27 protein-coding genes are annotated in these 24,239 nt (G+C 39.9%); 22 read left to right on the forward strand and 5 right to left on the reverse strand.

What is annotated here, in order from left to right; all coding sequences use genetic code 11:
- Positions 1 to 2 precede the first annotated feature (2 nt).
- From cdhD to J2746_RS06020, 3 genes are all read left to right on the forward strand, one after another.
- Entirely contained in the window at positions 3 to 1,328 is a 1,326-nt protein-coding gene (cdhD, locus tag J2746_RS06010; protein WP_209617753.1) for a CO dehydrogenase/acetyl-CoA synthase subunit delta, read from the forward strand.
- Between the two features lie 3 nt (positions 1,329 to 1,331).
- Positions 1,332 to 2,741 (forward strand): acetyl-CoA decarbonylase/synthase complex subunit gamma, encoded by a 1,410-nt coding sequence (acsC, locus tag J2746_RS06015; RefSeq protein ID WP_209617757.1) that lies wholly within the window; start codon positions 1,332 to 1,334, stop codon positions 2,739 to 2,741.
- A 148-nt stretch (positions 2,742 to 2,889) separates the two neighbouring features.
- Positions 2,890 to 3,237 (forward strand): hypothetical protein, encoded by a 348-nt coding sequence (locus J2746_RS06020; RefSeq protein ID WP_209617760.1) that lies wholly within the window; start codon positions 2,890 to 2,892, stop codon positions 3,235 to 3,237.
- A 26-nt stretch (positions 3,238 to 3,263) separates the two neighbouring features.
- On the opposite strand, the gene J2746_RS06025 is transcribed toward J2746_RS06020, so the two are convergent.
- The 3 genes from J2746_RS06025 to J2746_RS06035 are packed head-to-tail and all read right to left on the reverse strand — an operon-like array spanning position 3,264 to position 3,794.
- A complete protein-coding gene (locus J2746_RS06025; RefSeq protein WP_209617764.1) occupies positions 3,264 to 3,443 on the reverse strand; it encodes a hypothetical protein in 180 nt (59 codons plus the stop codon).
- Complete coding sequence (locus J2746_RS06030) at positions 3,434 to 3,601, reverse strand: hypothetical protein (RefSeq protein WP_209617767.1); 168 nt, start codon at positions 3,599 to 3,601, stop codon at positions 3,434 to 3,436. The genes J2746_RS06025 and J2746_RS06030 overlap by 10 nt, the downstream gene beginning before the upstream one ends.
- A 31-nt stretch (positions 3,602 to 3,632) precedes the next feature.
- Positions 3,633 to 3,794: a hypothetical protein gene (locus tag J2746_RS06035; RefSeq protein WP_209617770.1), complete on the reverse strand. Its 162-nt coding sequence runs from the start codon at positions 3,792 to 3,794 to the stop codon at positions 3,633 to 3,635.
- Positions 3,795 to 4,122: 328 nt separating this feature from the next.
- Between J2746_RS06035 and J2746_RS06040 the strand changes: the two genes are divergently transcribed.
- The 7 genes from J2746_RS06040 to J2746_RS06070 all read left to right on the forward strand — a co-directional run bounded on the left by J2746_RS06040 (position 4,123) and on the right by J2746_RS06070 (position 11,427).
- On the forward strand, positions 4,123 to 5,184 hold the full coding sequence (locus J2746_RS06040; protein ID WP_209617773.1) for a DUF362 domain-containing protein: 1,062 nt from the start codon (positions 4,123 to 4,125) through the stop codon (positions 5,182 to 5,184).
- Between the two features lie 91 nt (positions 5,185 to 5,275).
- Positions 5,276 to 6,340: a 60S ribosomal export protein NMD3 gene (locus J2746_RS06045; protein ID WP_245250014.1), complete on the forward strand. Its 1,065-nt coding sequence runs from the start codon at positions 5,276 to 5,278 to the stop codon at positions 6,338 to 6,340.
- Complete coding sequence (locus tag J2746_RS06050; RefSeq protein ID WP_245250015.1) at positions 6,294 to 7,559, forward strand: ATP-grasp domain-containing protein; 1,266 nt, start codon at positions 6,294 to 6,296, stop codon at positions 7,557 to 7,559. Before J2746_RS06045 ends, J2746_RS06050 begins: the two co-directional genes overlap by 47 nt.
- Before the next feature lie 108 nt (positions 7,560 to 7,667).
- Positions 7,668 to 8,165 (forward strand): transcription factor, encoded by a 498-nt coding sequence (locus J2746_RS06055; RefSeq protein ID WP_209617776.1) that lies wholly within the window; start codon positions 7,668 to 7,670, stop codon positions 8,163 to 8,165.
- Positions 8,162 to 8,668: an HDIG domain-containing metalloprotein gene (locus J2746_RS06060; RefSeq protein WP_209617779.1), complete on the forward strand. Its 507-nt coding sequence runs from the start codon at positions 8,162 to 8,164 to the stop codon at positions 8,666 to 8,668. Before J2746_RS06055 ends, J2746_RS06060 begins: the two co-directional genes overlap by 4 nt.
- Positions 8,669 to 8,785: 117 nt before the next feature.
- Positions 8,786 to 9,415 carry an archaeal proteasome endopeptidase complex subunit beta gene (gene psmB, locus J2746_RS06065; RefSeq protein ID WP_209617782.1) on the forward strand — a complete coding sequence of 210 codons (630 nt, stop codon included), beginning with the start codon at positions 8,786 to 8,788 and terminating at the stop codon, positions 9,413 to 9,415.
- Between the two features lie 101 nt (positions 9,416 to 9,516).
- The gene (locus J2746_RS06070; protein WP_209617785.1) at positions 9,517 to 11,427 is read left to right on the forward strand and encodes a beta-CASP ribonuclease aCPSF1; all 1,911 of its coding nucleotides are present in this window, start codon (positions 9,517 to 9,519) and stop codon (positions 11,425 to 11,427) included.
- 21 nt (positions 11,428 to 11,448) lie between these two features.
- Here J2746_RS06070 and J2746_RS06075 read toward each other — a convergent pair whose 3' ends face one another.
- Positions 11,449 to 12,105: an HAD family hydrolase gene (locus tag J2746_RS06075; RefSeq protein WP_209617787.1), complete on the reverse strand. Its 657-nt coding sequence runs from the start codon at positions 12,103 to 12,105 to the stop codon at positions 11,449 to 11,451.
- Positions 12,106 to 12,235: 130 nt separating this feature from the next.
- Here J2746_RS06075 and J2746_RS06080 point away from each other — a divergent pair, with 130 nt between their 5' ends.
- Positions 12,236 to 12,409, forward strand: coding sequence for a hypothetical protein (locus J2746_RS06080; RefSeq protein WP_245250016.1), 174 nt, complete (start codon positions 12,236 to 12,238; stop codon positions 12,407 to 12,409).
- Here the strand turns inward: J2746_RS06080 and J2746_RS06085 are convergent.
- Entirely contained in the window at positions 12,406 to 13,314 is a 909-nt protein-coding gene (locus J2746_RS06085) for a hypothetical protein (RefSeq protein WP_209617793.1), read from the reverse strand. The two genes, J2746_RS06080 and J2746_RS06085, sit on opposite strands and share 4 nt — an antisense overlap.
- A gap of 336 nt (positions 13,315 to 13,650) precedes the next feature.
- Between J2746_RS06085 and mbhE the strand changes: the two genes are divergently transcribed.
- The 11 genes from mbhE to J2746_RS06140 all read left to right on the forward strand — a co-directional run bounded on the left by mbhE (position 13,651) and on the right by J2746_RS06140 (position 24,198).
- On the forward strand, positions 13,651 to 16,020 hold the full coding sequence (gene mbhE, locus J2746_RS06090; protein ID WP_209617795.1) for a hydrogen gas-evolving membrane-bound hydrogenase subunit E: 2,370 nt from the start codon (positions 13,651 to 13,653) through the stop codon (positions 16,018 to 16,020).
- Positions 16,017 to 16,433: a monovalent cation/H+ antiporter subunit B gene (locus J2746_RS06095; protein WP_209617798.1), complete on the forward strand. Its 417-nt coding sequence runs from the start codon at positions 16,017 to 16,019 to the stop codon at positions 16,431 to 16,433. Before mbhE ends, J2746_RS06095 begins: the two co-directional genes overlap by 4 nt.
- Entirely contained in the window at positions 16,430 to 16,858 is a 429-nt protein-coding gene (locus J2746_RS06100) for an NADH-quinone oxidoreductase subunit K (RefSeq protein WP_209617801.1), read from the forward strand. Before J2746_RS06095 ends, J2746_RS06100 begins: the two co-directional genes overlap by 4 nt.
- Positions 16,855 to 18,393, forward strand: coding sequence for an NADH-quinone oxidoreductase subunit M (locus J2746_RS06105; protein WP_209617804.1), 1,539 nt, complete (start codon positions 16,855 to 16,857; stop codon positions 18,391 to 18,393). Before J2746_RS06100 ends, J2746_RS06105 begins: the two co-directional genes overlap by 4 nt.
- The gene (locus J2746_RS06110) at positions 18,390 to 18,884 is read left to right on the forward strand and encodes a Na+/H+ antiporter subunit E (protein ID WP_209617807.1); all 495 of its coding nucleotides are present in this window, start codon (positions 18,390 to 18,392) and stop codon (positions 18,882 to 18,884) included. The genes J2746_RS06105 and J2746_RS06110 overlap by 4 nt, the downstream gene beginning before the upstream one ends.
- Entirely contained in the window at positions 18,881 to 19,141 is a 261-nt protein-coding gene (locus J2746_RS06115; RefSeq protein ID WP_209617810.1) for a cation:proton antiporter, read from the forward strand. The genes J2746_RS06110 and J2746_RS06115 overlap by 4 nt, the downstream gene beginning before the upstream one ends.
- 11 nt (positions 19,142 to 19,152) lie before the next feature.
- Positions 19,153 to 19,509: a monovalent cation/H(+) antiporter subunit G gene (mnhG, locus tag J2746_RS06120; protein WP_209618354.1), complete on the forward strand. Its 357-nt coding sequence runs from the start codon at positions 19,153 to 19,155 to the stop codon at positions 19,507 to 19,509.
- Between the two features lie 533 nt (positions 19,510 to 20,042).
- Positions 20,043 to 21,095, forward strand: a complete 1,053-nt coding sequence (locus tag J2746_RS06125) for an L-threonylcarbamoyladenylate synthase (protein WP_209617814.1) — start codon at positions 20,043 to 20,045, stop codon at positions 21,093 to 21,095.
- A gap of 4 nt (positions 21,096 to 21,099) precedes the next feature.
- Positions 21,100 to 21,333, forward strand: coding sequence for a hypothetical protein (locus tag J2746_RS06130; RefSeq protein ID WP_209617817.1), 234 nt, complete (start codon positions 21,100 to 21,102; stop codon positions 21,331 to 21,333).
- Between the two features lie 893 nt (positions 21,334 to 22,226).
- The gene (locus tag J2746_RS06135; RefSeq protein ID WP_209617820.1) at positions 22,227 to 23,762 is read left to right on the forward strand and encodes a cohesin domain-containing protein; all 1,536 of its coding nucleotides are present in this window, start codon (positions 22,227 to 22,229) and stop codon (positions 23,760 to 23,762) included.
- A gap of 25 nt (positions 23,763 to 23,787) precedes the next feature.
- Positions 23,788 to 24,198: a hypothetical protein gene (locus tag J2746_RS06140; protein WP_209617823.1), complete on the forward strand. Its 411-nt coding sequence runs from the start codon at positions 23,788 to 23,790 to the stop codon at positions 24,196 to 24,198.
- Positions 24,199 to 24,239 lie beyond the last annotated feature (41 nt).

Here is a 24,239-nt window from a genome sequence, read left to right on the forward strand (position 1 = left end):
ACATGACAAAGAAAATGAAATTATCACAGCTTGGTGATATTTTGCAGGACCTCGATGTAGAGTCGCTTGAAGGTGTGACCGTCGAAGGTGACATCGAGCTTAATATCACAGGTGGTGGAGGACTCAATCCTGCACTCGCTTATGCACTGGGAAATGAGATATCCCAGATATCCCTGCACATGGCCAACATCGGAAGAATGCTTGGATTCCCTGCTGAACAATTGTTCGCATCTGCTTTCGGACTTGGAGAGATGCCACAGGCAGGACAGCTTCCAACTTCCCCAAAGATACAGGAACTCCTTGCTTCCAAATTCGAGGTTGCAAAGGTAGACAACTGGAAGAACCCGATCCAGGAAGTAACACTTGGTGCAACATCAGGGGACGGTGGCTCAAGGAAGAGCACCGTGACCATTGGTGGAGAGAACGCACTTCCATATTACTTCGATGCTGAAATGCCTCACAGAAACTACGTCACAATGGACGTTTTTGACATGCCAATCGGTATGGCAAAGGCAGTAAAGGGCAACTATGAGGATGTTATCAACGACCCTGCCGAGTGGGCAAAGAAGGTCGTGCGTGACTTTAATGCAGATATGGTAACTATTCACTTAATTTCAACTGACCCGCTCATCAACGACACTCCTGCAAAGGAAGCAGCAAAGGTTGTCGAGGATGTACTTCAGGCAGTTGACGTACCAATCGTTATCGGTGGTTCAGGTAACCCTGAGAAGGACCCTGAAGTACTCGAGAAGGCAGCAGAAGTTGCAGAAGGTGAAAGAGTACTCCTCGCATCCGCAAGTCTGAACCTTGACTATGAGAGGATCGCAAAGGCAGCCATGGACTACGGACATAATGTACTTTCCTGGACACAGCTTGAGATCAACGCTCAGAAGGAGCTTAACAGGAAGCTTATGAAGCAGTGTAATGTCCCAAGGGAAAGAATTGTAATGGACCCAACCACAGCAGCACTGGGTTACGGTCTTGACTACGCTTACACCAACATGGAACGTATAAGACTTGCTGGTCTTATGGGCGACGACGAACTGACATTCCCAATGTCATCCGGTACCACCAATGCATGGGGTGCCCGTGAGGCATGGATGGTCTCTTCCCCGCTTAACCAGGATTCTGACTGGGGACCAAGGGAATACCGTGGACCAATCTGGGAGATCGTCACAGGTCTTGCACTCTCACTTGCAGGTAACGATATGTTCATGATGATGCACCCAACATCCGTACAGGTTCTCAAGGAAATTACACAGACACTCTACGGTTCAATCGAGTCCGAAGAGATAGACATTACCAACTGGATTGGAGCGGAGGTGTGATAAATGAAAATTAACAGTCCACTCGAAGCTTACAAATTCCTGCCAGCTACCAACTGTGGTGAATGTGGTGAAGCTACATGTATGGCTTTTGCAGCACATCTTATCGACAGGTCAAAGAAGCTCACAGATTGTACACCTATCCTTGAAGACAAGTTCAGGAAAAAGTACGAAGAGCTTGACGGACTTCTTGCTCCTGAGATCAGGGAAGTCGAGATCGGTGTCGGTGACAAGATAGCAAAGATTGGTGGAGACGATGTACTCTACAGGCACAAGCTTACATTCTTCAACCAGACACAGTTCGCATACGATGTATCTGACACAATGGATGAGAAGGATCTTGTTGAGAGAGTAAATTACATACAGGACTTCAAGAAGTTCTATGTAGGAAACTTCCTCACCGTTGATATGATCGCAGTGCGCTGCACATCAGGTGACCCTGCAAAGTTTGCAGCAGCTGTAAAGAAGGTCATGGAAACAACAGATCTTCCACTCATACTCTGTTCATTCGACCCAGCAGTCCTGAAGGCTGGTCTTGAGGTCTCAAAGGACAGGAACCCATTGCTCTACGCAGCAAATAAGGACAACTGGAAGGAAGTCGGAGAACTCGCACTTGAGTACGATGTAGCTGTAACACTCTTTGCACCAAATGACCTTGACATGCTCAAGACACTGGCAAAGACCTTTGCAGAAATGGGTACCGAGAAACTTGTACTCGATCCAGGAACTTTCCCGACCGGCAAGCAGTTCAAACAGACCTTCACAAACTTTGTCAAGGTACGCAGGGCTGGAATTGACGGTGACCGTGACATCGCTTACCCAATTATGGCAGTTCCATTCACAGCATGGATGGCACATGATGATCCTGTAAGTGCATCTTACTGGGAAACAGTGGTTGCTTCAGTATTCACCATCAAGTACGGTGACATTATGATCCTCCACAGCACAGAGCCTTATGCAATGCTTCCTGAACTGCACATCCGTGACACGATCTACACAGACCCGAGAAAGCCAGTTACAGTAGATCCGGGCATGTACAAGGTAGGAGAGCCAACCGCAGATTCACCAGTTCTTGTCACAACCAACTTCGCTCTTACATACTACACAGTAGAGAGTGATATTGCATCCAACAAGATCGACTGTTACCTCTGGGCAATCGATACTGACGGTATCGGTGTTGAAGCAGCAGTAGCCGGCGGACAGCTTACCGCTGAGAAGATCAAGAAGGGAATCGAGGAATCAGGTTTTGACCTTAAGAAGGACACATCACACAACACCGTGGTCATCCCGGGACTTGCAGCACGTCTGCAGGGTGATGTGGAAGATGCAACAGGTGCTAACGTGCTTGTGGGTCCTGCAGATTCCGGTAGGATACCTGGCTGGATGGAAAAGAACTGGCCACCACAGAATAAATAAAATTATTAACTAAGGATGCTATGACTTTGACATAGTATCTTTACTTCACTTTTTTTGTCTGTTACTTTTGCATTTTGATTTCATTTGGAAATACTTTTGGAACATAAATTTATTATACTATTTGTATGTCGTTTTATCTTGGGATAAAATGGACTTGATAGTACGTACTCACAACAGTGTTGAACTGACTAAAGACGGGATGCATTGTGTCATCATAGGTGATGTTTCAGGTGTTCTTGATGAGCACATTGAAAAGATGACTGAATGGGCAAACTGTTTGTGGGATTATTCCAAGATAAATATGTGGAAAAAATCAGACTCACTGAGCCCCGGTTATTTCATACGCAACAGCGAAGATGGAAAATACAAAGTTCATGTCCTGGATGATAAACAGAAAGCAGATGTCTTTGGAGGAAGCCGGAAAGATAGTCCTCAAAAGCTTGATGGCTGGGATAAAAAAGAATTGGTTGCTTATATTGACTGGTTTGTAGAATAATTAAATTGATTGCAATTCTTTTTAATTTAGAAACTGCAATCATCTATCATAATTTCCTGAAAATACTCATTATTGAGATCAGCAGTTATTTCTGACTCAAGATATTTCAGGAATTCACATTTTCCTGTTTTTTGAAAAATAATGCAATTTGTACAGTAAACTGCTTTGTTATCCTCAGAATAACCGACTTCTTCTATCATACACATATTTTTGCCCCATTATCGTTTATCCTGATTGTTACCATGTCTTTTGCGGAAGTTATTCTTCCGCATTCTTTACAATAATAGAATACATTTGATCCTATCAGTTGTCTTTTTAGTTCTGCCCTGCAAAATTCACAGCATAGATTGTCTTCATGTTTCATGTTTCTCCCACGCTTTAAGTTGATTCCAATATTATTTGGCCTCGATTCCGCCAATCATGAATCGTGCAAATTCTATGTCTTCTTTGTTCAGGTTACTTCTGTAATGACCATTGATTACTAGCTCAAGATTAGCTTCTTGTTTATTATTTGAAAATGATGTACTGTTTGAATATATTTTGATACACTTTTTCATATTCTTCCTCCTTTTTTTCTTAAGTTGTAGTACAACATGCACAGATATATAAAAGATGCAAATAATCTAAATATAAACGAATATTCTATATAGAATCTGTTTTTATCTATAACTTGCTTGTTTACTGATTTTACGTTTATTGACTATGTTTTTCAGGAACTGTTTGTCTTTATTTAGTATCTGGTGGTAACACTAATTATATGATAAATATCAACACATATTTAATATATTTATTATTATCAAATCTAATATATAAATTGTATGGTGGTTTATCATGTCGGATCATGTATATATACAGAAACTGTAAGTCATATACAGGAGAATTGTTATGAGTGAAGTTTATTTCAAACCCGCTGAAGATATAGGACCTGAACAGACTCAAATCGATCAGATTAGAACACTTTTTCCCAAAATATCGCCTGTTTCTGAAGGTGATATTGTTGCTGTAAAGATACATCCTGGTGAACTTGGAAATACGACCCATGTCCGTCCTGTTATAATAAAGACCATAGTAGACCTCATTAAACAGGCAGGAGGTATTCCTTTTATAACAGATACCACTGTGCTTTACAAAGGAAAGCGTTTCAATGGCGTTGATTTACTTTATACGGCTGGAACCAATGGTTTCACTTTAGGGAGTATGGGTGCACCTTTCATAAGTGCAGATGGCTTGAATGGTGATGATTCTGTATCAGTAGATATTGGAGGGGAAGTAATTGATAATATAACAGTGGCATCAGCCATTGCCAAAGCAGATTCAATGATAATGGTATCTCATTGTAAGGGACACCCTGCATCAGGTTTTGGTGGTGCTGTCAAGAACCTTGGAATGGGCTGTCTGGACAAGGCAGGTAAAACTGCAGTACATGAGGTTGCAATACCATCAATTGACATTGATAAATGTACAGGCTGCAGAAAATGTGTGAAAACATGTCCATGGGATGCAATTTCTGTGGAAGATGGAAAAGCCCGTGTTGCTCGTGATCTCTGTCATGGTGAACTTTCATGCTTTGGCAGTTGCAATTTTGGTGCAATTGTTCCTCCTGCAGATGCCCCTGTTAAAATGCAGGAACGACTTGGTGAAGCAGCTCTTGGCCCTGTAAAACTTCTTCCGGAAAAAATCGGATATATAAACTGGATATTTGACCTTACTCCAGGTTGTGACTGTTTCAATTTTTCATCTCCTGCATTTGCCAGAGATGTCGGAATAACTGCATCTAAAGATCCTGTTGCTATTGATAAAGCCAGTCTTGATCTTATCAATGACAGAATGCAGCATGATAGTGGAGGTTGTGTCAATAATGTATGGGGAATAGACCCTGTGATCCACCTTGAATTCGCTGAAAAGATCGGTGCCGGAAGAATGAAATATGATCTGGTGCGAAAATGAAAGGAATTTAATATTTTCATCTGCAGTATCAGAAATATACCTGCACAACAGAACAGAATTATATTTGAGGGAAAACAATATCTAAGTAACCATGGTATCAGAGCCAATGAACAATACCTTATGTCCCAAATGTGGAAAGCCCACAACAAAGCTTTTTCAGGGCAAATGCAAGGATTGTTTCCTGGAAAACTTTGTTCTTGCTGAAATAGCGCCGGTTCTGCATGCAAAGATGTGCTCTACATGCGGGGCCCGCAATGTAAAAAACAAATGGGTTGAGCAGGGTGATCTTGAAGAAATAGTTATACGAACTGCTGAAGATGCTCTTTTTGTCCATGAGCTTGCAGACGATATAGAATTATATATCGAACCAAGGGCACGTACTCCGTACCTGTATAATGTACATATTGAAGTTGATGCTATTTTACTTGATGAAACGTTCCACCAGGAACTTGAAACAGAGGTTCGCATAGTCCGTGAATCATGTGATATGTGCAGCAGGATATCAGGTGGATATTTCGAGGCTATCATACAGATACGTGCTACAAATAGAATTCCTGGTGATGAAGAGAAACAGGAATGTATCAATATAGCAGGTTCTGTCCTTGAAAGGTTACTAAACAAAGGTGACAGGCTTGCATTTATCTCCAGTTCTCTGGAACTTAAGGAAGGAACTGACCTTTATATTGGTTCTTCAAATGCAGCAAGGCATATATGCAAGGAAATAACTTCTCATCTTGGTGGTAGTTTTTCAGAGTCTGCATCGCTGCAGGGAATGAAAGACGGAAAGGATATGTATCGTATAACTTTTTCATTAAGGCTACCGGAATTTATGCCACAGGATATTATTGATTACAAAGGAAGGATTATAGAGATAAGAAAGTTCTCCAAAAACGTTACTGGGATGGATGTTGAAACAGGAGCCCGCTTCACAGCCACTCCGGATGATATAAAGGGAGCAAGACTTGTTGCAAAGCGAAAAGATCTTCCAAAAACAATGCTTGTTGCAATGGAAAATGATGATCTCATGGTCCTGGATCCGGATACTTATGAGACAGTAACTGTCAAAAAGCCTGTTATGTTCTCTGCAGAACCCGGTACCGAGATACCTGTTGTCAAAACAGAAAAAGGTCTTCTTGCTGTTGCTGATCTGTCATGACCCGGTTTGTAGGAATATGAAAAATATACTTGTAATTGGTTTCAGCACCCGCAATATTGTTTGTTCCGGCTCCCGGGCTGGATACAACATGTATGCTGTAGATGCTTTTTGTGATCATGACATGCAGCAATGTGCAAGAGCTTTTGCAAAACTGGATATTGGTGAAGGTTTTGATGCAACAAAAATTAGTCTGGAAATAATTTCAGAAATCATAGAAGATTTTGGTGTGGATTTCGATGCCATTATACCTGGTTCAGGTTTTGAGACAATAGGTCTTGAACAATTTCCATACAGGATTCTGGGAAATGAATCCCATAAAATGACAGAGGTTTCTGATAAATACCTGTTTTCTTGTTTTCTTGAAAAAAGAGGGATAACTCATCCAAAAACCGTGCTCCTTTCTAGTATCAATGAATTGGAACTTCCATTAATGGTAAAACCTGCCTGTTCAGGTGGTGGAATTTTTAATATGAAGATTGAAAGTAAAGATGACCTTTTGTTTCTGAAAAAAAGGCTGAAAGAAACAGGTCTTCCTTCAGGCAAGAACAAGATAATAGCACAGGAATTCGTAGATGGTATTCCTGCAAGCGTTTCAGTTATTTCTACAAAAGAAAAAGCTGTTGCAATTGCTGTTAATGAACAGCTTATTGGTACACCCTGGTTTACAAATATGCCTTTTGCATATTGTGGTAATATTACTCCCTTTGATACGCCTTATGCTTCTGAGATGAAGCAAATTTCCGAAGAGCTTATACTTGAAATGGGGCTTATAGGTTCCAACGGTGTTGATTTTATTATTACTGAAAATGGACCTGTTGTTATTGAAATGAATGCACGTTTCCAGGGCAGCCTTGATACGGTTGAAATGTCAACAGGAATCAATCTTCTGGATGCTCACATGAAAGCCTTTGAAGGAGATATTGAACTACCAATTGAAAATTTGGTTGAAAAAGAGAATGCAAATGTTAGTGTAAATGAAGATGGCTATTCTGGAAGAGGTATAATATATTCTGAAAAGCAGATGATAATGAATGAAACCGTCCGTGACATGCTCTTTAAAATGAACGTATGTGATATTCCGGTTGCTGGTCAGGTTATCGGTCCATTTGAACCTGTGATCTCAGTACTATGTTCGGGAAAAAGTCGTGATGAAGTTATCTGCAGGATGAAAGATAGCGTCATATTTATACGTGAATCATTGAATTTACTTGAACCCTGAATAATGATTATAACAGGTACTTGGTGTTTTGTACCGGGCAGAATTTGCAAGCAAAGATTAATATTTAAGTAAATTGCATTAAACATGCATATCATGAGGTGAAATTTTTTGATAGATTTGAATGATCCGGTTGTCAGAGGTTATCTCGTTCGGCTGGTGGGTGAAGATGGATTAGAGATGATAGTTAACATGCCTGAGGGCGAGGTTACTGATGAAGAGATAGCAGAAGCCACAGGTATCCTGTTGAACATAGTCCGAAGAACCCTTTTTATACTCAACGAGAATAAGCTTGCAATATGCAGGCGTGAACGTGATTCCAGCAGTGGATGGTTAACATATCTCTGGACACTTGATATGACTGATATAGAACCTCAGCTTTTAAAAGAGAAGAAAAGACTTGTGAAAAATCTCAAGACCAGGGTTGAGTTTGAAGAGGATAATGTGTTCTATGCCTGTCCTGAAGGGTGCATTCGTCTCAATTTCAACGAAGCTACTGAATGTGAGTTCCTCTGTCCTTATTGCGGTGAGGATATGATGTATGAGGATAATGCCGAATTCATCGAAAAGATTGAAAAGCGTCTGGCATTTCTTGATAATGAAAAATGATCTCACGTGAGGATGCTCTGAATATCCTGAAAGAATCAGGCTGTAGTGAAAAAGTTATAGCTCATTGCATTGCTGTTTCAGAGCTTGCTCTTGAGATTGCATCCAAATTAAAGACTGAAGGTCAGGATGTTGATCTTGAACTCGTTGAAATAGGTGGTCTTTTACACGATCTTGGCAGATCGGAAAGTCATGCTATAGATCATGCTATCCTTGGTGTTGAAATAGCGAGGTCTTACGATCTTGGATATGAAATTCAGGAAATTATAAAAAGACATATCGGAGCGGGTGTTACAAGGGAAGAAGCAAAAGAATTGCATCTTCCTGATGATGATTACATTCCGATAACAATTGAACAGAAAATAGTTGCCCATGCTGACAACCTTTTAGTTGGCACTAAAAGGATATCATTGGAAAAACGTATCCTTAAAATGCAAAAGAAAGGAGCCGACAGGGGACGTATTGATAGGGTTAGAAATCTTGCAGATGAACTGGGTGTTCTGTGATTTATAAATTCTGCAAGGGATAAATATATATATAAAAATTGCTAATGGGTAACTGATGCATGTCATGCATTGTACATTTTTCAATTTATTTTCTCATTTTTGTATGAGGTATAATTAATGGTTAATGATAAACATTACAAAGGTACAACCACTGTAGGGATAGTTTGCAAAGACGGTGTTGTTCTTGCGACCGAGCAGCGTGCAACAATGGGGAATTTCATTGCAAGCAAAACTGCAAAGAAGGTATATCAGATCGATGATCGTGTAGCTATGACCATTGCAGGTTCCGTGGGAGACGCACAACAGATCGTGAGGGTCATGAGTGTGGAGTCTAAGTTGTACAAAATGAGGCGTAAGGAGTCCATGACCATTAAGGGACTTACAACATTGTTGTCCAATATGCTCAGTGGGCAGAGGTACTATCCTCTTATGGTGCAGCTTCTTGTCGGTGGATATGACAAGAATGGACCTTCAATCTACTCACTTGATGCACTTGGTGGAAGTATCGAAGAGACAAAGGCTGTATCTACAGGTTCTGGTTCTCCTTTTGCATACGGTGTACTTGAGGACAGATACAGGGAAGAGATGTCCACTGAGGAAGGTATTGAACTGGCTGTAAGAGCACTTCACAATGCAATGAAAAGGGACTCTGCATCCGGTGAGAATATTGATGTGATAGTTATTACAGAAGATAAAGCCACAAGGCTTGATATGGAAGAAGTCAAGAAAATGAGGGAAAATTTCTAATCAACTGATTTGATAATTCTTTAATTTCTTACTTAAAATAACGTTTTCAATATAGTTTTTAACTATATTATTTTTTACTTTTTTACAGGAAGGCTGTTTTAATGGCGGTAGAAGAAGTACTATCTGATTTGAAGAAGAAAATAGAAGAAAAACTACCTCGCGGTACTACTATTTCTAGTGTTGAGTTTGAAGGCCCCCAGTTAGTTGTTTATACAGAAGAGCCTAAAAAATTTGCAGACAATGGTAATATTGTCCGCAACCTTGCAAAAGCACTGAGGACACGTATTGTTGTACGTCCTGATCCAAAGGTGCTTATGCCACCGGAAGAGTCTATAAATAAAATAGTACAGACAGTTCCGGATGAATCAGGTGTTTCCAATTATCACTTTGACCCTGATGTAGGTGAAGTTATAATAGAAGCTGAAAAACCAGGTCTTGTAATTGGAAAACATGGAGAGACTCTCAGGGAGATCACTAAAAAGATAGGATGGACTCCAAAGGTTGTGAGGACACCACCTATAAAATCACGTACTGTACAGAACATACGTGAGTTCATGCGTACAAATCACAAAGAAAGAAAAGACATACTTAAATCCGTAGGCAGAAAGATTCACAGAGGATGCACTTCCAAAGATGAATGGGTAAGAGTAACCTCTCTTGGTGGTGCAAAAGAAGTAGGAAGAAGCTGCTTTATTATTTCCACTCCTGAATCACGCATAATGATAGATTGTGGTGTCAATGTAGGTTCGGACGACAACATGACTCCTTATCTCTATGTACCGGAAGCATATCCGATCAACCAGATAGATGCTGTGGTACTTACACATGCTCACCTTGATCACCAGGGTCTTGTGCCGCTTCTTTACAAGTATGGATTTGAAGGGCCAATTTACTGTACTCCTCCAACCAGAGATCTTATGGCACTGCTGCAGCTTGACTACATAGATGTTGCTGCAAAGGAAGGCAAAAGACCTCCATACAGTTCAGCTGATGTCAGGGAAGGATTAAAACATACAATTGTCCTTGATTACGAGGAAGTAACTGACATTGCTCCTGATATCAAACTTACATTCCACAATGCAGGACACATTCTGGGTTCAGCTGTTTCACACTTCCATATTGGTGACGGTTTGCACAATGTCGTTGTTACAGGTGACTTCAAGTATGAGAAAACAAGACTCTTCGATGCTGCGGTTAACAGGTTCCCTCGTGTTGAGAGTGTTATCATGGAATCCACATATGGAAATTCCAATGCAACACAACCATCACTACAGGAAGCTGAAAAGAACCTCCAGAACATTGTCAATTCAACACTGAAGAATGATGGAATAGTTCTTATCCCTGCCTTTGCAGTAGGAAGAAGCCAGGAAGTAATGATTGTTCTTGAGGATGCAATACGCAAGGGAATAATACCAGAGGTTCCTGTCTATCTTGACGGTATGATATGGGAAGCAACTGCTATTCATGCAACATATCCTGAATATCTTAATAATGATCTGCGTAAACTTATCTTCCAGAAAGGACAGAATCCGTTCCTTTCCGAATGTTTCAAACCGGTTGATTCCAATGAACTGCGTCAGAAAATCATCGAGGAACCAGAGCCATGCGTGATTCTTTCTACATCAGGTATGATGAATGCGGGTCCTGTCATTGAATACTTCAAGGCATTTGCAGAAAATGAGAAAAACACTCTTGTGTTTGTAGGTTACCAGGCTGACGGAACCCTTGGTAGGAGAATACAGAAAGGCTGGAAGGAAATTCCACTCTCTACAAGGGAAGGCACCCAGGTAATTAAAATGAATATGAATGTTGAGGTTGTTGACGGTTTCTCAGGTCACTCTGACAGAAGACAACTTATGGATTACATCAAGAGGATGAAACCACGCCCTGAAAGAGTGTATACTGAACACGGCGATGAGCGTTCATGCATTGATCTTGCAAGTTCACTTCACAAAAAGAACAGACTTGAGACAAAAGCGCTTACAAATCTTGAAACAGTACGGTTGGTATAACCGTACATTTTTCAATTTTATTTATAGTTCTTTTTTTTGGTCAAGACTCATCAGGTAATCTATTAGTTCTGCGTGGTTCTCAACTACAATATCTGCATCCTGAAGCTGTTCTGGTTTAAGGTATGTTGGTACTCCTACGCAAAACACACCGGCATTCTTAGCAGATTCAACTCCCAGTGGTGCATTCTCAACAACCAGACACTCGTTTTTATTAATTCCTAACTTTTCAATAGCCTTTTCATATGGTTCAGGATCAGGCTTTCCATTTTCAACATCTTCCCCGGAGATGATAACGTCAAATATTCCCGAATAGAATTTATCCATGAGTGATGTAACAATTGTTCTGTCGGCACCTGATGCAACTGCCAGTTTAAAATTGTCTTTCAGGGAACTGAGGCAATCATACATGCCTTCAAAAACTTCAGCATCATTATTTTCAAGGAAATGTGCTCTTTTCTTTTCAAGTATCTCATCATATATTTCAGGTTCCGGTGTTCTGCCTACCCTGCCAAAAAAGATGTTGATGACTCCTACGTGGTTTGAGCCTTCGATCTCATAGATGTCTTCCTCGGTAACTTCAATGCCGTATTCTGAAAAAACTTCTACCCATGCCTTTGCGTGAAATGGCATTGAGTTAACCAGAACTCCATCGGAGTCAAAAATGATTCCTTTGAACATAGGTCTTTCTTGAGAATATTTTCTGATAAACATTGTGGAAGAAATATCTGAACATTTATATCGACAATGATTTATTTCAGCATTCTGATTTTTAATAATGGGTTCAGAAAATAGCTATTTTCGGGAATGTATGAACTGTGGATATCAGCGTGGTTTCCACGTATATTTCAAGGAAATAAAAGATGGAAAAGCAAGACTTGGACTGATATGCCCAAGTTGCGGGCAGAGTTACGATATCGGATGGCTTACAGCCGATGTCACAGAGTTTGAGCCGGAAAAAGAAGAAGTATATGAGGACCATTAGGTCCTTTTTAGTTTCTCCAGCTCTATTTTTATCTTTGATGCACTTTCACTGTGCTTTTTCTTAAGGTTATCAAACTCTTCCTGACTGAGTTTATTATTTTTTCTATCCTGCTTTATTTGTGAAAGCACTGCCATTTCTGCATCATAGAGGTCTTCCAGTTCACTGATATCTTTTGAATTTGCAGGAGATTTTTTCCTCATGTAATAGTATCCAACTGCTACTACAATCACAATAAGAACCAGTATCGGTATTATCAGGTTATTTTCGGATGTTTCAGTACTTTGTACCAGTTCATTTTGTTCACGGTTAATGGTAAATTCATTGAACTCAGGTGTATTCCAGGTGTATGAACTGTAATTTGCTTCCACTACAGTATCATCCGCTGCAAGTAAATCTCCATTCTCAGAAAAGAGACTAATGTCTGTGTTCTCATCATGGTGGACTGTAACGATAAGCCTGGACATTGGTTGCTCAAGTTCTCCTTTTTCATAAATGATCTTTCGGAATACTTCATCTCCTGTATCTGGCAATACATATCTTATGCCGTAAAGAAGTGGCATGTCACTGGAAACTTCATTTTCATTGGAATAAAAATACAGGTAATTTGTATCTCTTGTAAAATTTACAGGCACAGCGGAATTAGTATTTGCCATGTCTGTGACCTGGAATTGCATTATTTCCGCATTTTCAGGTATCCAGAGTTTTATTTCAGTTTGATTTGAGTCCTGACCTTTGGTTGATTCGATCAGATACACCATGGATTCGCTAACAACAACGTATCCAGTGTTCAGAAGACTCAATTCTATCAGATGATTATACTCTGAAACATTTCCCTGTTCAGTTATCATAGATTCAGCTGATGAAGTCTCATTGTTGATTGAAAGAGCTGCAACAGGAATTATCATTAATATAGTGCAGATTATTAGTGCGAGACAAATAGGATATGCAGATTTGAATATGCTTAATGAGGAACTGATATAAGAGAAATAAGAAGATAAGTTTTGTTTCATGGTATCACAGGAATAATTGAATGAAGAATAATTAAAAGCATTATATTTCTCTATTATACTGCTATTTTTACAGGAATTCCTGTTCATCATTTTCTTATATATAAATATTATGCCATAATAATTACGTCATTTTTTTTATAATTATAATGCTGCTTCTCTTCTAAATAATCCATCATAAATAATAATTCACATTAAAAAACATTATATATATGGAACTGAATGTAAGGTGACATGGATTCGTTTACAGCAATTACTATAGCGGTTTTTTTGCCATTTGTTTTGGCCGGTATATTGCCTGCCGTTGAAAAACTTCTAAAGGAAAAAGTAGGATGGTACGCTTCCGCAGTTGCCTTCCTGAGTTTACTTTTGATTGCTCAGGTTGCACCGGAGATAATACACGGGGAGACTATTCAGGGAACTATCGAATGGCTTCCTTCAATGGGGATTAACCTGTCTTTCTATGCCGATGGCCTGAGTGTCATGTTCGGTTTCATTGTATCCGGCATTGGTGTAATTATCATGTCATACTCTAATGGATACATGTCAAAGAAAGAGGATCTTCCAAGGTATTACCAGCAACTCCTTTTCTTCATGGGGTCAATGCTCGGTATGGTTTTCTCTGCTAATACTATTCAACTTTTCATATTCTGGGAACTTACCAGCATAACTTCTTTCATGCTTATCGGTTACTGGCGCAATAGACCAATGTCTGTGTATGGAGCAACCAAATCAATGCTTATCACCGCTTCAGGTGGTTTATTTATGCTTGCAGGATTCTTGGTGTTGAACGCTGTCACCGGAACATTTGACATTCCAACTATATTACATAATGAATCCATAAGGGATGCCCTGCAAAATCATAACCTTTTCATCTATGCACTAATTCTCATACTCATCGGTGCTGCTTCAAAGTCAGCGCAGGGTCCGTTTTACATATGGCTTCCAAATGCAATGGAAGCACCAACCCCGGTCAGTGCGTTCCTGCACTCAGCCACAATGGTAAAGGCCGGTATATACCTCGTAGCAAGGATCCATCCAATGTTCTCGGGTACAGAAGCCTGGTTCATTCTGGTAAGTGGAGTAGGAATATTTACAATGCTCCTTGCAGGTTTCCTTGCATTCAGGCAGACTGACATCAAAGGAATTCTGGCATATTCAACAATCAGCCAGCTTGCTTATCTTATGACTATGTACGGTTACACCACTCACCATGAACCTGGAATTGGTGTGGCTGCTGCAACATTCCATCTTCTTAACCACGCAACATTCAAGGCATGTCTCTTCCTTGTGGCAGGTATAGTGGCACACGAAACTGCTACCAGGGATATCACAAAAATGGGTGGTTTGCGTAAAGAAATGCCTATTACGTTCATAGTGGCTGCCATTGGAGCTTTATCAATGGCGGGAGTTCCGCCTCTTAATGGTTTCTTAAGTAAGGAAATGTTCTATGAGGCATCTGTTGAGATGGGTCATCTTCTTGGAGGACCATATACAATACTAATACCTGTACTTGCAGTACTTGGTGGTGTCTTCACATTCGCCTATTCCATTAAGCTCATAGACGGTATATTCCTTGGTAAAAGGCCATCAAAGGGCTTGCCTGTTCACATTCATGACCCTTCAATGGTAATGCTTGCACCGGCAATTTTCCTTGCAGGTCTTATCATACTATTCGGACTTGTACCTTCAATTCCGGTACACAATTTCATTGAGCCTACAGTTTCAGGAATTCTTCTTGAGGAAGCTCACCTGCATGTAAAGCTCTGGCATGGATTCACAACTCCACTGATGATGACCATAGCCACATTTATCCTGGGTATTCTTATATATACACAGTATGGCAGGATTGCAGAGTGGCAGAACAGGTTCAATGCAATGTTCCCATGGATCAGTGTCAATTATTATTATGATGGTGCAGTGAACAACGCAAAGAGTGTCACATCCCAGTTCTCAAACAGAATGCAACCTGGTCCGATAAAGACCTATGTTCTGGCCCTGCTGCTTTTGACACTTGCAATGTTTGCAATTCCTTTAATAATGCTTGCAACTACTCTTGTGCCACAGAATCTCAATTTCGACATTCCGCTTTATGAAGGTCTGATATTCCTGTTCATGATAGTTGGAGCTCTTGGAGCGGCATTACTTCCAAGATACATTCCTGCCATCATATCACTTTCAGGTCTTGGATATCTGGTTGCTCTGCTGTTCATATATCTTCAGGCACCTGACCTGGCACTCACACAGGTATTGGTAGAGACCCTTTCAACTATTATCTTCCTGCTGGCAATCGTGAAGATTCCGCAGAAATTCAAGGAACATATACCAACAACTACACTTGCCAGGGACCTTGTGATATCTGTGGCTGTATCAGCAATGATCTTTATCATGCTGATAAATGCAACACAGGGAATAATTCCACCATTTGAGTCTCTCTCCTATTATTTCATAGAGAACAGTCTTTCACTTGCAGGCGGTCACAATATTGTGAATGTAATTATTGTGGATTTCAGAGGATATGATACACTCGGTGAGATCTCTGTGGTCTGTCTGGCAGCACTTGGTGTTTATAATCTTATACACAGCAGAGGTGAGGACGAATGACAACTTTGATAACAAAAACAATAACTAAGATATGTTTACCTTTGGTCATCCTCTTCTCAATTTCCCTCTTACTTGCGGGACACAATAATCCTGGAGGAGGATTCATTGGCGGTGTCATGTTCGCTTCAGTTATCGCACTGACCTACGTGGCATTCGGTCTTTATCACATAAAATCATTCTTTAACCCTGACTGGGGTAATTGGTTTGCTTTCGGTCTATTGCTGGCTTCATTGACAGCTTTCGCAGCAATTGCCTTCTCTCATAACTTCTTCAGAAGTGCTGTGGAATTTGTCCACCTGCCATTCTTCGGAGAAATTGAGCTGGTATCAGCCGGCCTTTTCGATATAGGAGTTTATTTCGTGGTGATTGGAGGATTGCTTTCCATTTTCAAAAACGTAGGTGATGACGAATGAACAATACATTACTCTCTCTTACTATAGCAATTCTTTTCGGTATCGGTACTTTCCTTATACTTCGCCGCGATATTGTCAGGGTTATTATCGGACTTAGTGTCCTTTCACATGCAGTTAACCTTCTGATCGTTTCAACAGGGGCCTTTGCAGGAACTAAAGTGCCGATTATAACCGATGATGGAGGACACGGTGCTGCAGAAGCAACAGGAGCTATCTTTACAGATTCTCTTAACCAGGGAATACTGGCTCCTGTGACAGAAGCAGGCCAACATGTGGATTTTGTTGATCCTCTTGTACAGGCTCTTGTACTGACAGCCATTGTGATCAGCCTGGCTATAACAGCATTCATATTGATCCTTGCATACCGCATTTACGAGGAATATGGGACAACTGACATCAGGGAACTCAGGAGGCTCCGGGGATGAACCTGTCAACTCATATCCCTATCATACTGATAGCCACTCCTATACTTGTGGCTGCACTTATGATACTTCTCAGGAAGCAGCCAGGGATGCAGAAGGCAATAAGCATTGCTGTGTCATTTGCAATGTTAGTTTTGAGTATAATCCTACTTTCACAGGTATGGTCAGGTGGGATTCAGGCTTACGAATTAGGAGAATGGGGGAAATACGGAATCATACTGGTAGCTGACCTCTTAAGTTCAGGAATGGTTGTGCTCACATCATTTGTATCTTTCCTTTCGTTGATATACTCACTTGATTACATCGAGAGGAAATCATTGAGTGCATCCTACTATCCGCTTTTCAGTCTGCTGGTGGCAGGACTGAACGGTTCATTCCTCACAGGCGATATCTTCAATCTTTTCGTCTTCTTTGAGATACTTCTGCTTTCATCATGCGGACTTGTAGTAGCAAATGAGCAGGGAGGCGTAACCAAGAGTTCTGATAAAATGGAAGCCACTTTCAAATATCTCGTACTCAACATGATAAGTTCATTTGTGATGCTCGTTGCAGTAGCTTCACTTTATGCTACAACCGGAACGCTGAACATGGCGGATATTTCGGTAAAGCTCAGTGCAATGAGTGCAGCAGGAACACTTCCATGGCATGTTTTTGCCATTGCTTTGATGTTCGTTGTGGTTTTTGGCAACAAGGCTGCAATATTTCCACTTCATTACTGGCTTCCGGATGTGCACCCCACAGCACCATCACCAATAAGTGCAATGCTTAGTGGTGTTCTCATAAAGGTAGGAGCATACGGAATGCTCAGGGTATTCTTCCTGATATTCATTGATACTCTTGACATTTTCAAGCCTGTCATAATGTATCTTGCACTGGCAACCATAGTTGTCGGAGCTATTTCAGCAGTTGCACAGACCGATGTAAAACGGCTGCTTGCTTACTCAAGTGTAAGCCAGATAGGTTATGTTTTCCTTGGTATCAGCTTTGGAAGCATCTATGGAATAACGGCGGCACTTGTCTATCTTGTGAACCACGCAGTTGCAAAATCAATGCTTTTCCTTACTTCTGGTGGAATTATTCACCACGCAGGAACCAGGGATATGAGAAAGATGGGTGGCATGGTTGATAGTTCACCACTGATGTCACTTATGTTCCTTGTGGGTGCTATGTCAATTGCAGGAATGCCACCACTTGGAGGTTTCATTGCTAAGTTCAGTCTTTTTGATGCAGGTATTGGTGAACAGTATTATTTTGCAATAGGAATTGCACTTTTCTTTGCAATATTCACGCTCTTCTACATGTTCAGGGCAATGTTACTGATGTTCTGGGGCGAAAAAAGGGATGTTGAAAAATACGGAGAATACTCTAATCATGGTACATCTCTTCTGATGTCACTTCCAATAGTTGTGCTCGCACTGACGGTCGTTGCGTTCGGAATTTACGCAGAACCACTGATAGCACTTGCAAATGCAACTGCCCATCAGATACTTGATCCGCAGCCGTATATTGATGCTGTACTTGTGAGGGTTGTAAGATGAAAAGATACATTGCTTACTCAGCTATACTTGCTCTTGTATGGTGTTTTGTTCATGGTACTATAAGTGTTAACAATTTCATACTGGGGCTTATTATTGCGCCATTCATTATCAGGCCGTTCAAGTTCCTTTTCCCATTTGACCTTGAGTTCTCCTTCGGCAATGCAATAAAGAAGATACCGGCTCAGATTAAATTCCTCTATGTGCTTATAGTGGAGATCATAAAGGCAAATATCATGGTCGCAAAGATTGTATTGCAACCAAAGATAGATATTAAACCGGGTATCATTGCAGTGCCAATTGATTCCAAGACTGACATTGGTATAACTGCCATTGCAAATACCATTACCCTCACACCCGGTACACTGACCATTGATGTATCTGATGACAAGTCCATACTTTATGTGCATGCCATCGATGCAACTGATCCGGAAGGAGTAGCTCAGTCCATAAGAGAGGACCTGGAAAAATATACAATGGAGGCATTCGAATGAATCTGCTCGAATATTCACTTATCTTCATGGTTATATCCTTTATACCCTGTTTATACCGGGTTATCAAGGGACCGACAATTCCTGACAGGGTCGTAGCCCTTGATGCAATGACAACAGTTATCGTTGTCATGCTCGGTATCTACTCATATGTACAGGAGTCTGTTTTCTTCATGGATGTGGCACTTGTGCTGGCCATTATATCCTTTGTCGGAACAGTCACGATTGCAAAGTATCTTGATGAAGGGGTGGTATTTTGAGTACCATATCAATGGCTCTTGAAATACTGAGCAACGCAGTTCTGATTTTAGGACTATTCTTCGTTTTCCTTGCCATGCTCGGACTTGCAAGACTTCCTGATGTTTACAACAGGCTGCACACGACTACGAAAATCGGGACACTTGGTGCATTTAGTGTCATGCTTAGTATCCTGCTCAAAGTTGGCTTTTCCCCCATGGGCGTAAAGGCAATTACGGTGGCACTTTTCATCCTGATCACATCTCCGGTTGCAGCTCACATGATAAGCCGTGCAGCTCACAGGCACGGTGTTGGTCTTTGCAGAGAATCAGTGATCGATGAGTATGGAAAGGCATGCAATGCAGCCTGCCCCCCACCAGAAGAAGACTAAATTCAATAATGAAGGAGCAGTTGAATCAATTCTGCACTGCTTCTCTTTTCTACATTTATTTTACTCTAGATCATTTCTTCTTTTTCAAAAGTTTCAAGAGTTTATGTTTGATAATCAAATACGAAATGCTATCTAGATTTCAAACTTTCAACAATAACCTTCATCTGTATATACGAAAAGCATCATCTCAGGGAAGCTATAACAGTGTAAAATAAACTCCCATTATTATCTGTGAGCGGGTTGGGGAGTGGGGGTTAGTGTGGGAGTGGGGTTAAAAACAGACCCGCTCACAAACTGTGTAGATGAAATAATCATATATAAGTATTCCCTTCTGTATCAGATACAAAATCAATTAATGCCTGAAAAGGATAAAATCTGTATGTGAGTGGCATAAATGTCTTTATCATTTTATAGTTAATTATCCTACAGTTGAACAAAAAACTTATGAGCATTCTGGGTCAATAGGATTCATTCTGTTGTACAGATGATTTATGAATTGCTTTTTAAATTATCCACAGAATTGCTGATACACGATGAAACAAACAAAGATCTTCTATATAAGTGAAAAAACTGAATCTGAACCTCTGGATGAAGCATCAAAAATACTGTCACAAGGTGGAACCGTTGCTTTTCCCACAGAGACCGTATATGGGCTCGGAGCTAATGCTCTGGATGAAAAAGCTGTGCTGAAGATATTTGAAGCTAAAGGAAGACCTGCCGATAATCCGCTTATAGTCCATGTTGCTTCCAGGGATGACTGCAGGTCACTTGTTCGTGAAATTCCGGAAAAAGCATCAATTCTGATGGATGAGTTCTGGCCTGGTCCCCTTACGATTATAATGGAAAGAAGTGAAATAGTTCCTGATGTAACCACAGGTGGACTTGACACGGTTGCAATTAGAATTCCAGAGAATAAGATTGCAATTGAGCTTATCAAAAGATCGGGAATTCCTCTTGCTGCACCGAGTGCAAACCTTTCCGGAAAACCAAGTCCTACATCAGCAGATCATGTTATTGAGGATCTTTCCGGTAAAATAGATGCTGTTGTTGATGCAGGGGAAGTGATAATAGGTCTTGAATCAACTGTTATTGATTTAACATCTGATATACCTGCAATCCTGAGACCTGGAAAGATAATCAAAGAGGAACTTGAGGAATACATAGGTGAAGTTAGGATTGCTTATGATGATAAAGTCCATCCGGAAAGTGAAATTGTACGCTCCCCTGGAATGAAATATACTCATTATTCCCCACAGGCGGGTGTAATTCTTGTGGAAGGTGAACATTCAGCAGTTGTCAGAAAGATAAAGGAACTTCTTGCTGACCTTAATATGAGAGATGCCAGAGTCGGATTGATGCTAACGGAAGAATCTGCCCCTTTTTTTCTAGGATTCAATTCATTCTCAATTGGTCCAAGAGAAAAACCGGAACATGCTGCTAAATATCTATTTTTTGGCCTTCGTAATCTTGATTCCAAGAATGTTGATACTATAATAGTGGATGGTTCTTTCAATTCTGCAGGAATAGGTATGGCAGTATTTAACAGGGTGCGAAAAGCCGCAGATATGATAATTAAGGTCCGGTGATCATATGAATAACGAAAAGCGAAATCAAATTCAGAATAGGCAAAAGAATATTGCTATCCGTAAAAGGAATAGGGGATTACTTAAAGTAAATATACTTATTCTCATTATAGGTCTCTCTTTAACGTATTTGGGTAAAGAAAGCATAGGAGATTCTCTTGTATGGCTGGGAGTTATTATATTTGCATATACTATGTTTTCGGAAATAATTGCCAGACGGCGTTTAAAGTCCCAAGAATAAGTTTTGATTTAAAAAAACCAACTTTTTTGTTTTGAAATCGATTTCTATTTTACTTTAAATGTGCAATTTTTACTTACAATATGTACTAAACATTCTTCCTCATAATAGTTTCTTTAAACTTTATTAGATTTGAAAACCATGGAAGATATGGTGGTCATAATTTGTCTCCGTCATCCCCAACTTTTAGGGGACATAATCCTTAGTACCACTATACTATCAAGTACCACCAACAAGCAAGCAAAGAGAAGAAGAGATAAAAGGCAGGTATATGATTTCTACCTGATTCTTTTATCTCAATTTTCTTCTAAGATTATTTTCTGTTAGTATTTTTTTGTTTTGTTTTATTTCCGCACAAAGACAAATTATAATTCAATTTTAACCGTCAGAAATAATGAAGTGTTTTTGGTTTAGATCAGAAAATAAAGAACATACGAGTTTATTCTTAAAACAAATGAGTGCAATAGTAGTAGTTTATTTGTTTTTAAAAAGAAGCATTCTTACTATCAAGGGAGCGAAAACTGTTAAAATAGGGTTATTACTGTGCTTTCCTACTTAATAATATTACAAAATATAGTTTCTTCACCATTTATTTCCTGTAAACACAAAACTAGTATCTGGATACTATGTTGTTTCCAGTCTTTTATAGACTTAAAAGCGTGCCTTATTAAGAAATACCACCAACGTACCCCAACGTACCACCCAAAAGTTGAGATATAACTAGTCTTAAAGATTAGTTATGTCTCACTACCATTCATTTTTGTCCATTATTATTATTATATTTTCAATTATTGTAATTAAATCGGAACTTATATATTCTCAAAGGTAAAATCGAATAATAATTACTGAACAACTAGGCCATGGTGCCTAAAAAAACTGTAACTGGGGGTTACGTAATGAGGAGTATCAATAATTATTTTAAGTATTCAGCTCTGGCGCTATTGGTTCTAGTGGCGGCTACAGTAAATGCATCGGCAGCAGCATCAGTGTTAATTTCTCCGGAATCAAGTACGGTTTCACCGGGTGAAACCTTTAACGTTGATGTTAATGTAAATTCAGGTATCGATGAGCTAAGGGCACTAAGTGTTATGATAGATTATAATCCTGCGGTACTGGAAGTACTGAGTATAACAGAGGAGGACCTTATTGTGGATGGTTCACTTATTGAACCGGAAAGTGGAGATAATGGGGATGGAACTATAATCTATGGATTTGCAACACTAACAGATGAAAATTCTTATGCTCCAGGGAGTGGAACATTTATATCTATCGAATTTCAGGTGAAAAATACTATAGAGGATGATGTTTACCATCTCAATTTTGAGAATGTCAAGCTTAAGGATAGGAATAATGATGAAATTCAAGGAACTGCCACAGGAAGTTCCGTAATTATCGGCGAGGTTGCAGATGGTGCAGTGTCCCCTCCGGAAGTCATAGATTTCGGAAGTCCTGTAGAAAGCAAATCAAGTGACAGTTCCTCGGTTTCTACAAGTACAATGGGAAGCGGTATTGAGACGGGACAGCAATTTTCGTACGAGTATATCTTCGGTTCCCATCCGGATGACTATCATAAGCTGGTATCAAGAGGAATTGTACCAAATGAAGAAGAGTGGGATAACAATCTTTTAATACTTGAGAACAACGTGAAAAATGAACTTGGCGATAAGGGATATTTATTCTCAAAAGGAAAGATCATATCTGTAGGTGCTAATTCAGGCGGTTATCTTGTGATCGTATTTTATGAGCCATTGATGGTCGAAGGAGCAGAGTTCGATGAGGTCTATGAAATAGTCCGTCAAAATGCAAGGGAAATGAATGTCAGCAATGTTCCGACAGAGTTCGGTCAAGGTACTGTTCCCGAAGTAAGCACAAGGTTGCAATACTTGCTTCAAGATGCTCAAACAATGAATGATATAAAACTTGAGAGTCTGATGGACAATGAAAGTTCTCTGTATGACCCGGAAATAATAGCTATTGCCGGAGAGGTTCCTATAATCAATAATGAAAAAGAATGCTGGCAATGGTACTATCAGGATTCATATTCAATATCTCTCAATATGAGCGATTCTATAGATGAATATTTGCAAAATGGCACCCTGTTGGGCACAGGTCTCTCAACTTACGGCTATTTCGAAGTTAAGATCAATGAGGAAGCAGATATAGATAGAAAGTCATTGATAGCTGAAGTTTATGATATCGTAAATACGGAGGCTATTAAAGTAGGACTAAGTAATGTTCCTGTGGTCTTTAAGGTCGCCAGTCCGGATGTTGCGGAAGATGTGCTGGCCTCGACAGAGGATGAAATTATAGATTATGATCCTGTCAGCTCAGAAAGTGAATCGCAGCAGGCACCAGGTTTTGGCTTCCTTATAAGTATTCTATCAATTTCTTTGGTATATTTTGCAGTCTTTTCCGGGAAACGCAAATATTGAATTTTAACAAAAGAAGGAATAATTTATGAACACGATAAGAATGATACCTTTTCTGAAAAGGTTTTTTCTTTATCTTACTATTTTATTCCTTTTATGGGTGCCATTTGGTGGAAGGTATTTTGCCGCTTCAGTTGTTGTAGTGGACTTTGAGAATTTCTTTTTGTTCTATCTGCCTTTGAACTTCATTCCTTTTGCAGCTCTTGTACTTGCTACAAAACTTGAAAAGGGGAAAACCGCAAAGATTCTGTTGATAGGTCTTATATTGACAATTTTCTTTAATTTATTAATTGTCTTCTTGCAGATACTTTTCATATCTTACCAGGACCAATTACTCTATATGTATGCTATTGGCAGAATAGCATTCCCATTCCTTTTATGGCTTATTTTTACCTATGATATTGTTCTTGCTCCCTTGCAGGAACCAACTGGAGAATAAGCATTTTTGATTTTTGAACTGCAAGTTCATGCTTTGTTTTT

This window comes from Methanolobus bombayensis, from assembly GCF_017873415.1.
Classification (GTDB): domain Archaea; phylum Halobacteriota; class Methanosarcinia; order Methanosarcinales; family Methanosarcinaceae; genus Methanolobus; species Methanolobus bombayensis.

Excerpts from the sequence above, each read along its gene's own strand:
- cdhD (WP_209617753.1), top strand. The coding sequence starts at position 3 with ATGACAAAGAAAATGAAATTATCACAGCTTGGTGATATTTTGCAGGAC.
- acsC (WP_209617757.1), top strand. The coding sequence starts at position 1,332 with ATGAAAATTAACAGTCCACTCGAAGCTTACAAATTCCTGCCAGCTACC.
- J2746_RS06020 (WP_209617760.1), top strand. The coding sequence starts at position 2,890 with ATGGACTTGATAGTACGTACTCACAACAGTGTTGAACTGACTAAAGAC.
- J2746_RS06025 (WP_209617764.1), bottom strand. The coding sequence starts at position 3,443 with ATGTGTATGATAGAAGAAGTCGGTTATTCTGAGGATAACAAAGCAGTT.
- J2746_RS06030 (WP_209617767.1), bottom strand. The coding sequence starts at position 3,601 with ATGAAACATGAAGACAATCTATGCTGTGAATTTTGCAGGGCAGAACTA.
- J2746_RS06035 (WP_209617770.1), bottom strand. The coding sequence starts at position 3,794 with ATGAAAAAGTGTATCAAAATATATTCAAACAGTACATCATTTTCAAAT.
- J2746_RS06040 (WP_209617773.1), top strand. The coding sequence starts at position 4,123 with ATGAGTGAAGTTTATTTCAAACCCGCTGAAGATATAGGACCTGAACAG.
- J2746_RS06045 (WP_245250014.1), top strand. The coding sequence starts at position 5,276 with ATGGTATCAGAGCCAATGAACAATACCTTATGTCCCAAATGTGGAAAG.
- J2746_RS06060 (WP_209617779.1), top strand. The coding sequence starts at position 8,162 with ATGATCTCACGTGAGGATGCTCTGAATATCCTGAAAGAATCAGGCTGT.
- psmB (WP_209617782.1), top strand. The coding sequence starts at position 8,786 with ATGGTTAATGATAAACATTACAAAGGTACAACCACTGTAGGGATAGTT.
- J2746_RS06070 (WP_209617785.1), top strand. The coding sequence starts at position 9,517 with ATGGCGGTAGAAGAAGTACTATCTGATTTGAAGAAGAAAATAGAAGAA.
- J2746_RS06075 (WP_209617787.1), bottom strand. The coding sequence starts at position 12,105 with ATGTTCAAAGGAATCATTTTTGACTCCGATGGAGTTCTGGTTAACTCA.
- J2746_RS06080 (WP_245250016.1), top strand. The coding sequence starts at position 12,236 with ATGAACTGTGGATATCAGCGTGGTTTCCACGTATATTTCAAGGAAATA.
- J2746_RS06085 (WP_209617793.1), bottom strand. The coding sequence starts at position 13,314 with ATGATAATTCCTGTTGCAGCTCTTTCAATCAACAATGAGACTTCATCA.
- mbhE (WP_209617795.1), top strand. The coding sequence starts at position 13,651 with ATGGATTCGTTTACAGCAATTACTATAGCGGTTTTTTTGCCATTTGTT.
- J2746_RS06095 (WP_209617798.1), top strand. The coding sequence starts at position 16,017 with ATGACAACTTTGATAACAAAAACAATAACTAAGATATGTTTACCTTTG.
- J2746_RS06100 (WP_209617801.1), top strand. The coding sequence starts at position 16,430 with ATGAACAATACATTACTCTCTCTTACTATAGCAATTCTTTTCGGTATC.
- J2746_RS06105 (WP_209617804.1), top strand. The coding sequence starts at position 16,855 with ATGAACCTGTCAACTCATATCCCTATCATACTGATAGCCACTCCTATA.
- J2746_RS06110 (WP_209617807.1), top strand. The coding sequence starts at position 18,390 with ATGAAAAGATACATTGCTTACTCAGCTATACTTGCTCTTGTATGGTGT.
- J2746_RS06115 (WP_209617810.1), top strand. The coding sequence starts at position 18,881 with ATGAATCTGCTCGAATATTCACTTATCTTCATGGTTATATCCTTTATA.
- mnhG (WP_209618354.1), top strand. The coding sequence starts at position 19,153 with ATGGCTCTTGAAATACTGAGCAACGCAGTTCTGATTTTAGGACTATTC.
- J2746_RS06125 (WP_209617814.1), top strand. The coding sequence starts at position 20,043 with ATGAAACAAACAAAGATCTTCTATATAAGTGAAAAAACTGAATCTGAA.
- J2746_RS06130 (WP_209617817.1), top strand. The coding sequence starts at position 21,100 with ATGAATAACGAAAAGCGAAATCAAATTCAGAATAGGCAAAAGAATATT.
- J2746_RS06135 (WP_209617820.1), top strand. The coding sequence starts at position 22,227 with ATGAGGAGTATCAATAATTATTTTAAGTATTCAGCTCTGGCGCTATTG.
- J2746_RS06140 (WP_209617823.1), top strand. The coding sequence starts at position 23,788 with ATGAACACGATAAGAATGATACCTTTTCTGAAAAGGTTTTTTCTTTAT.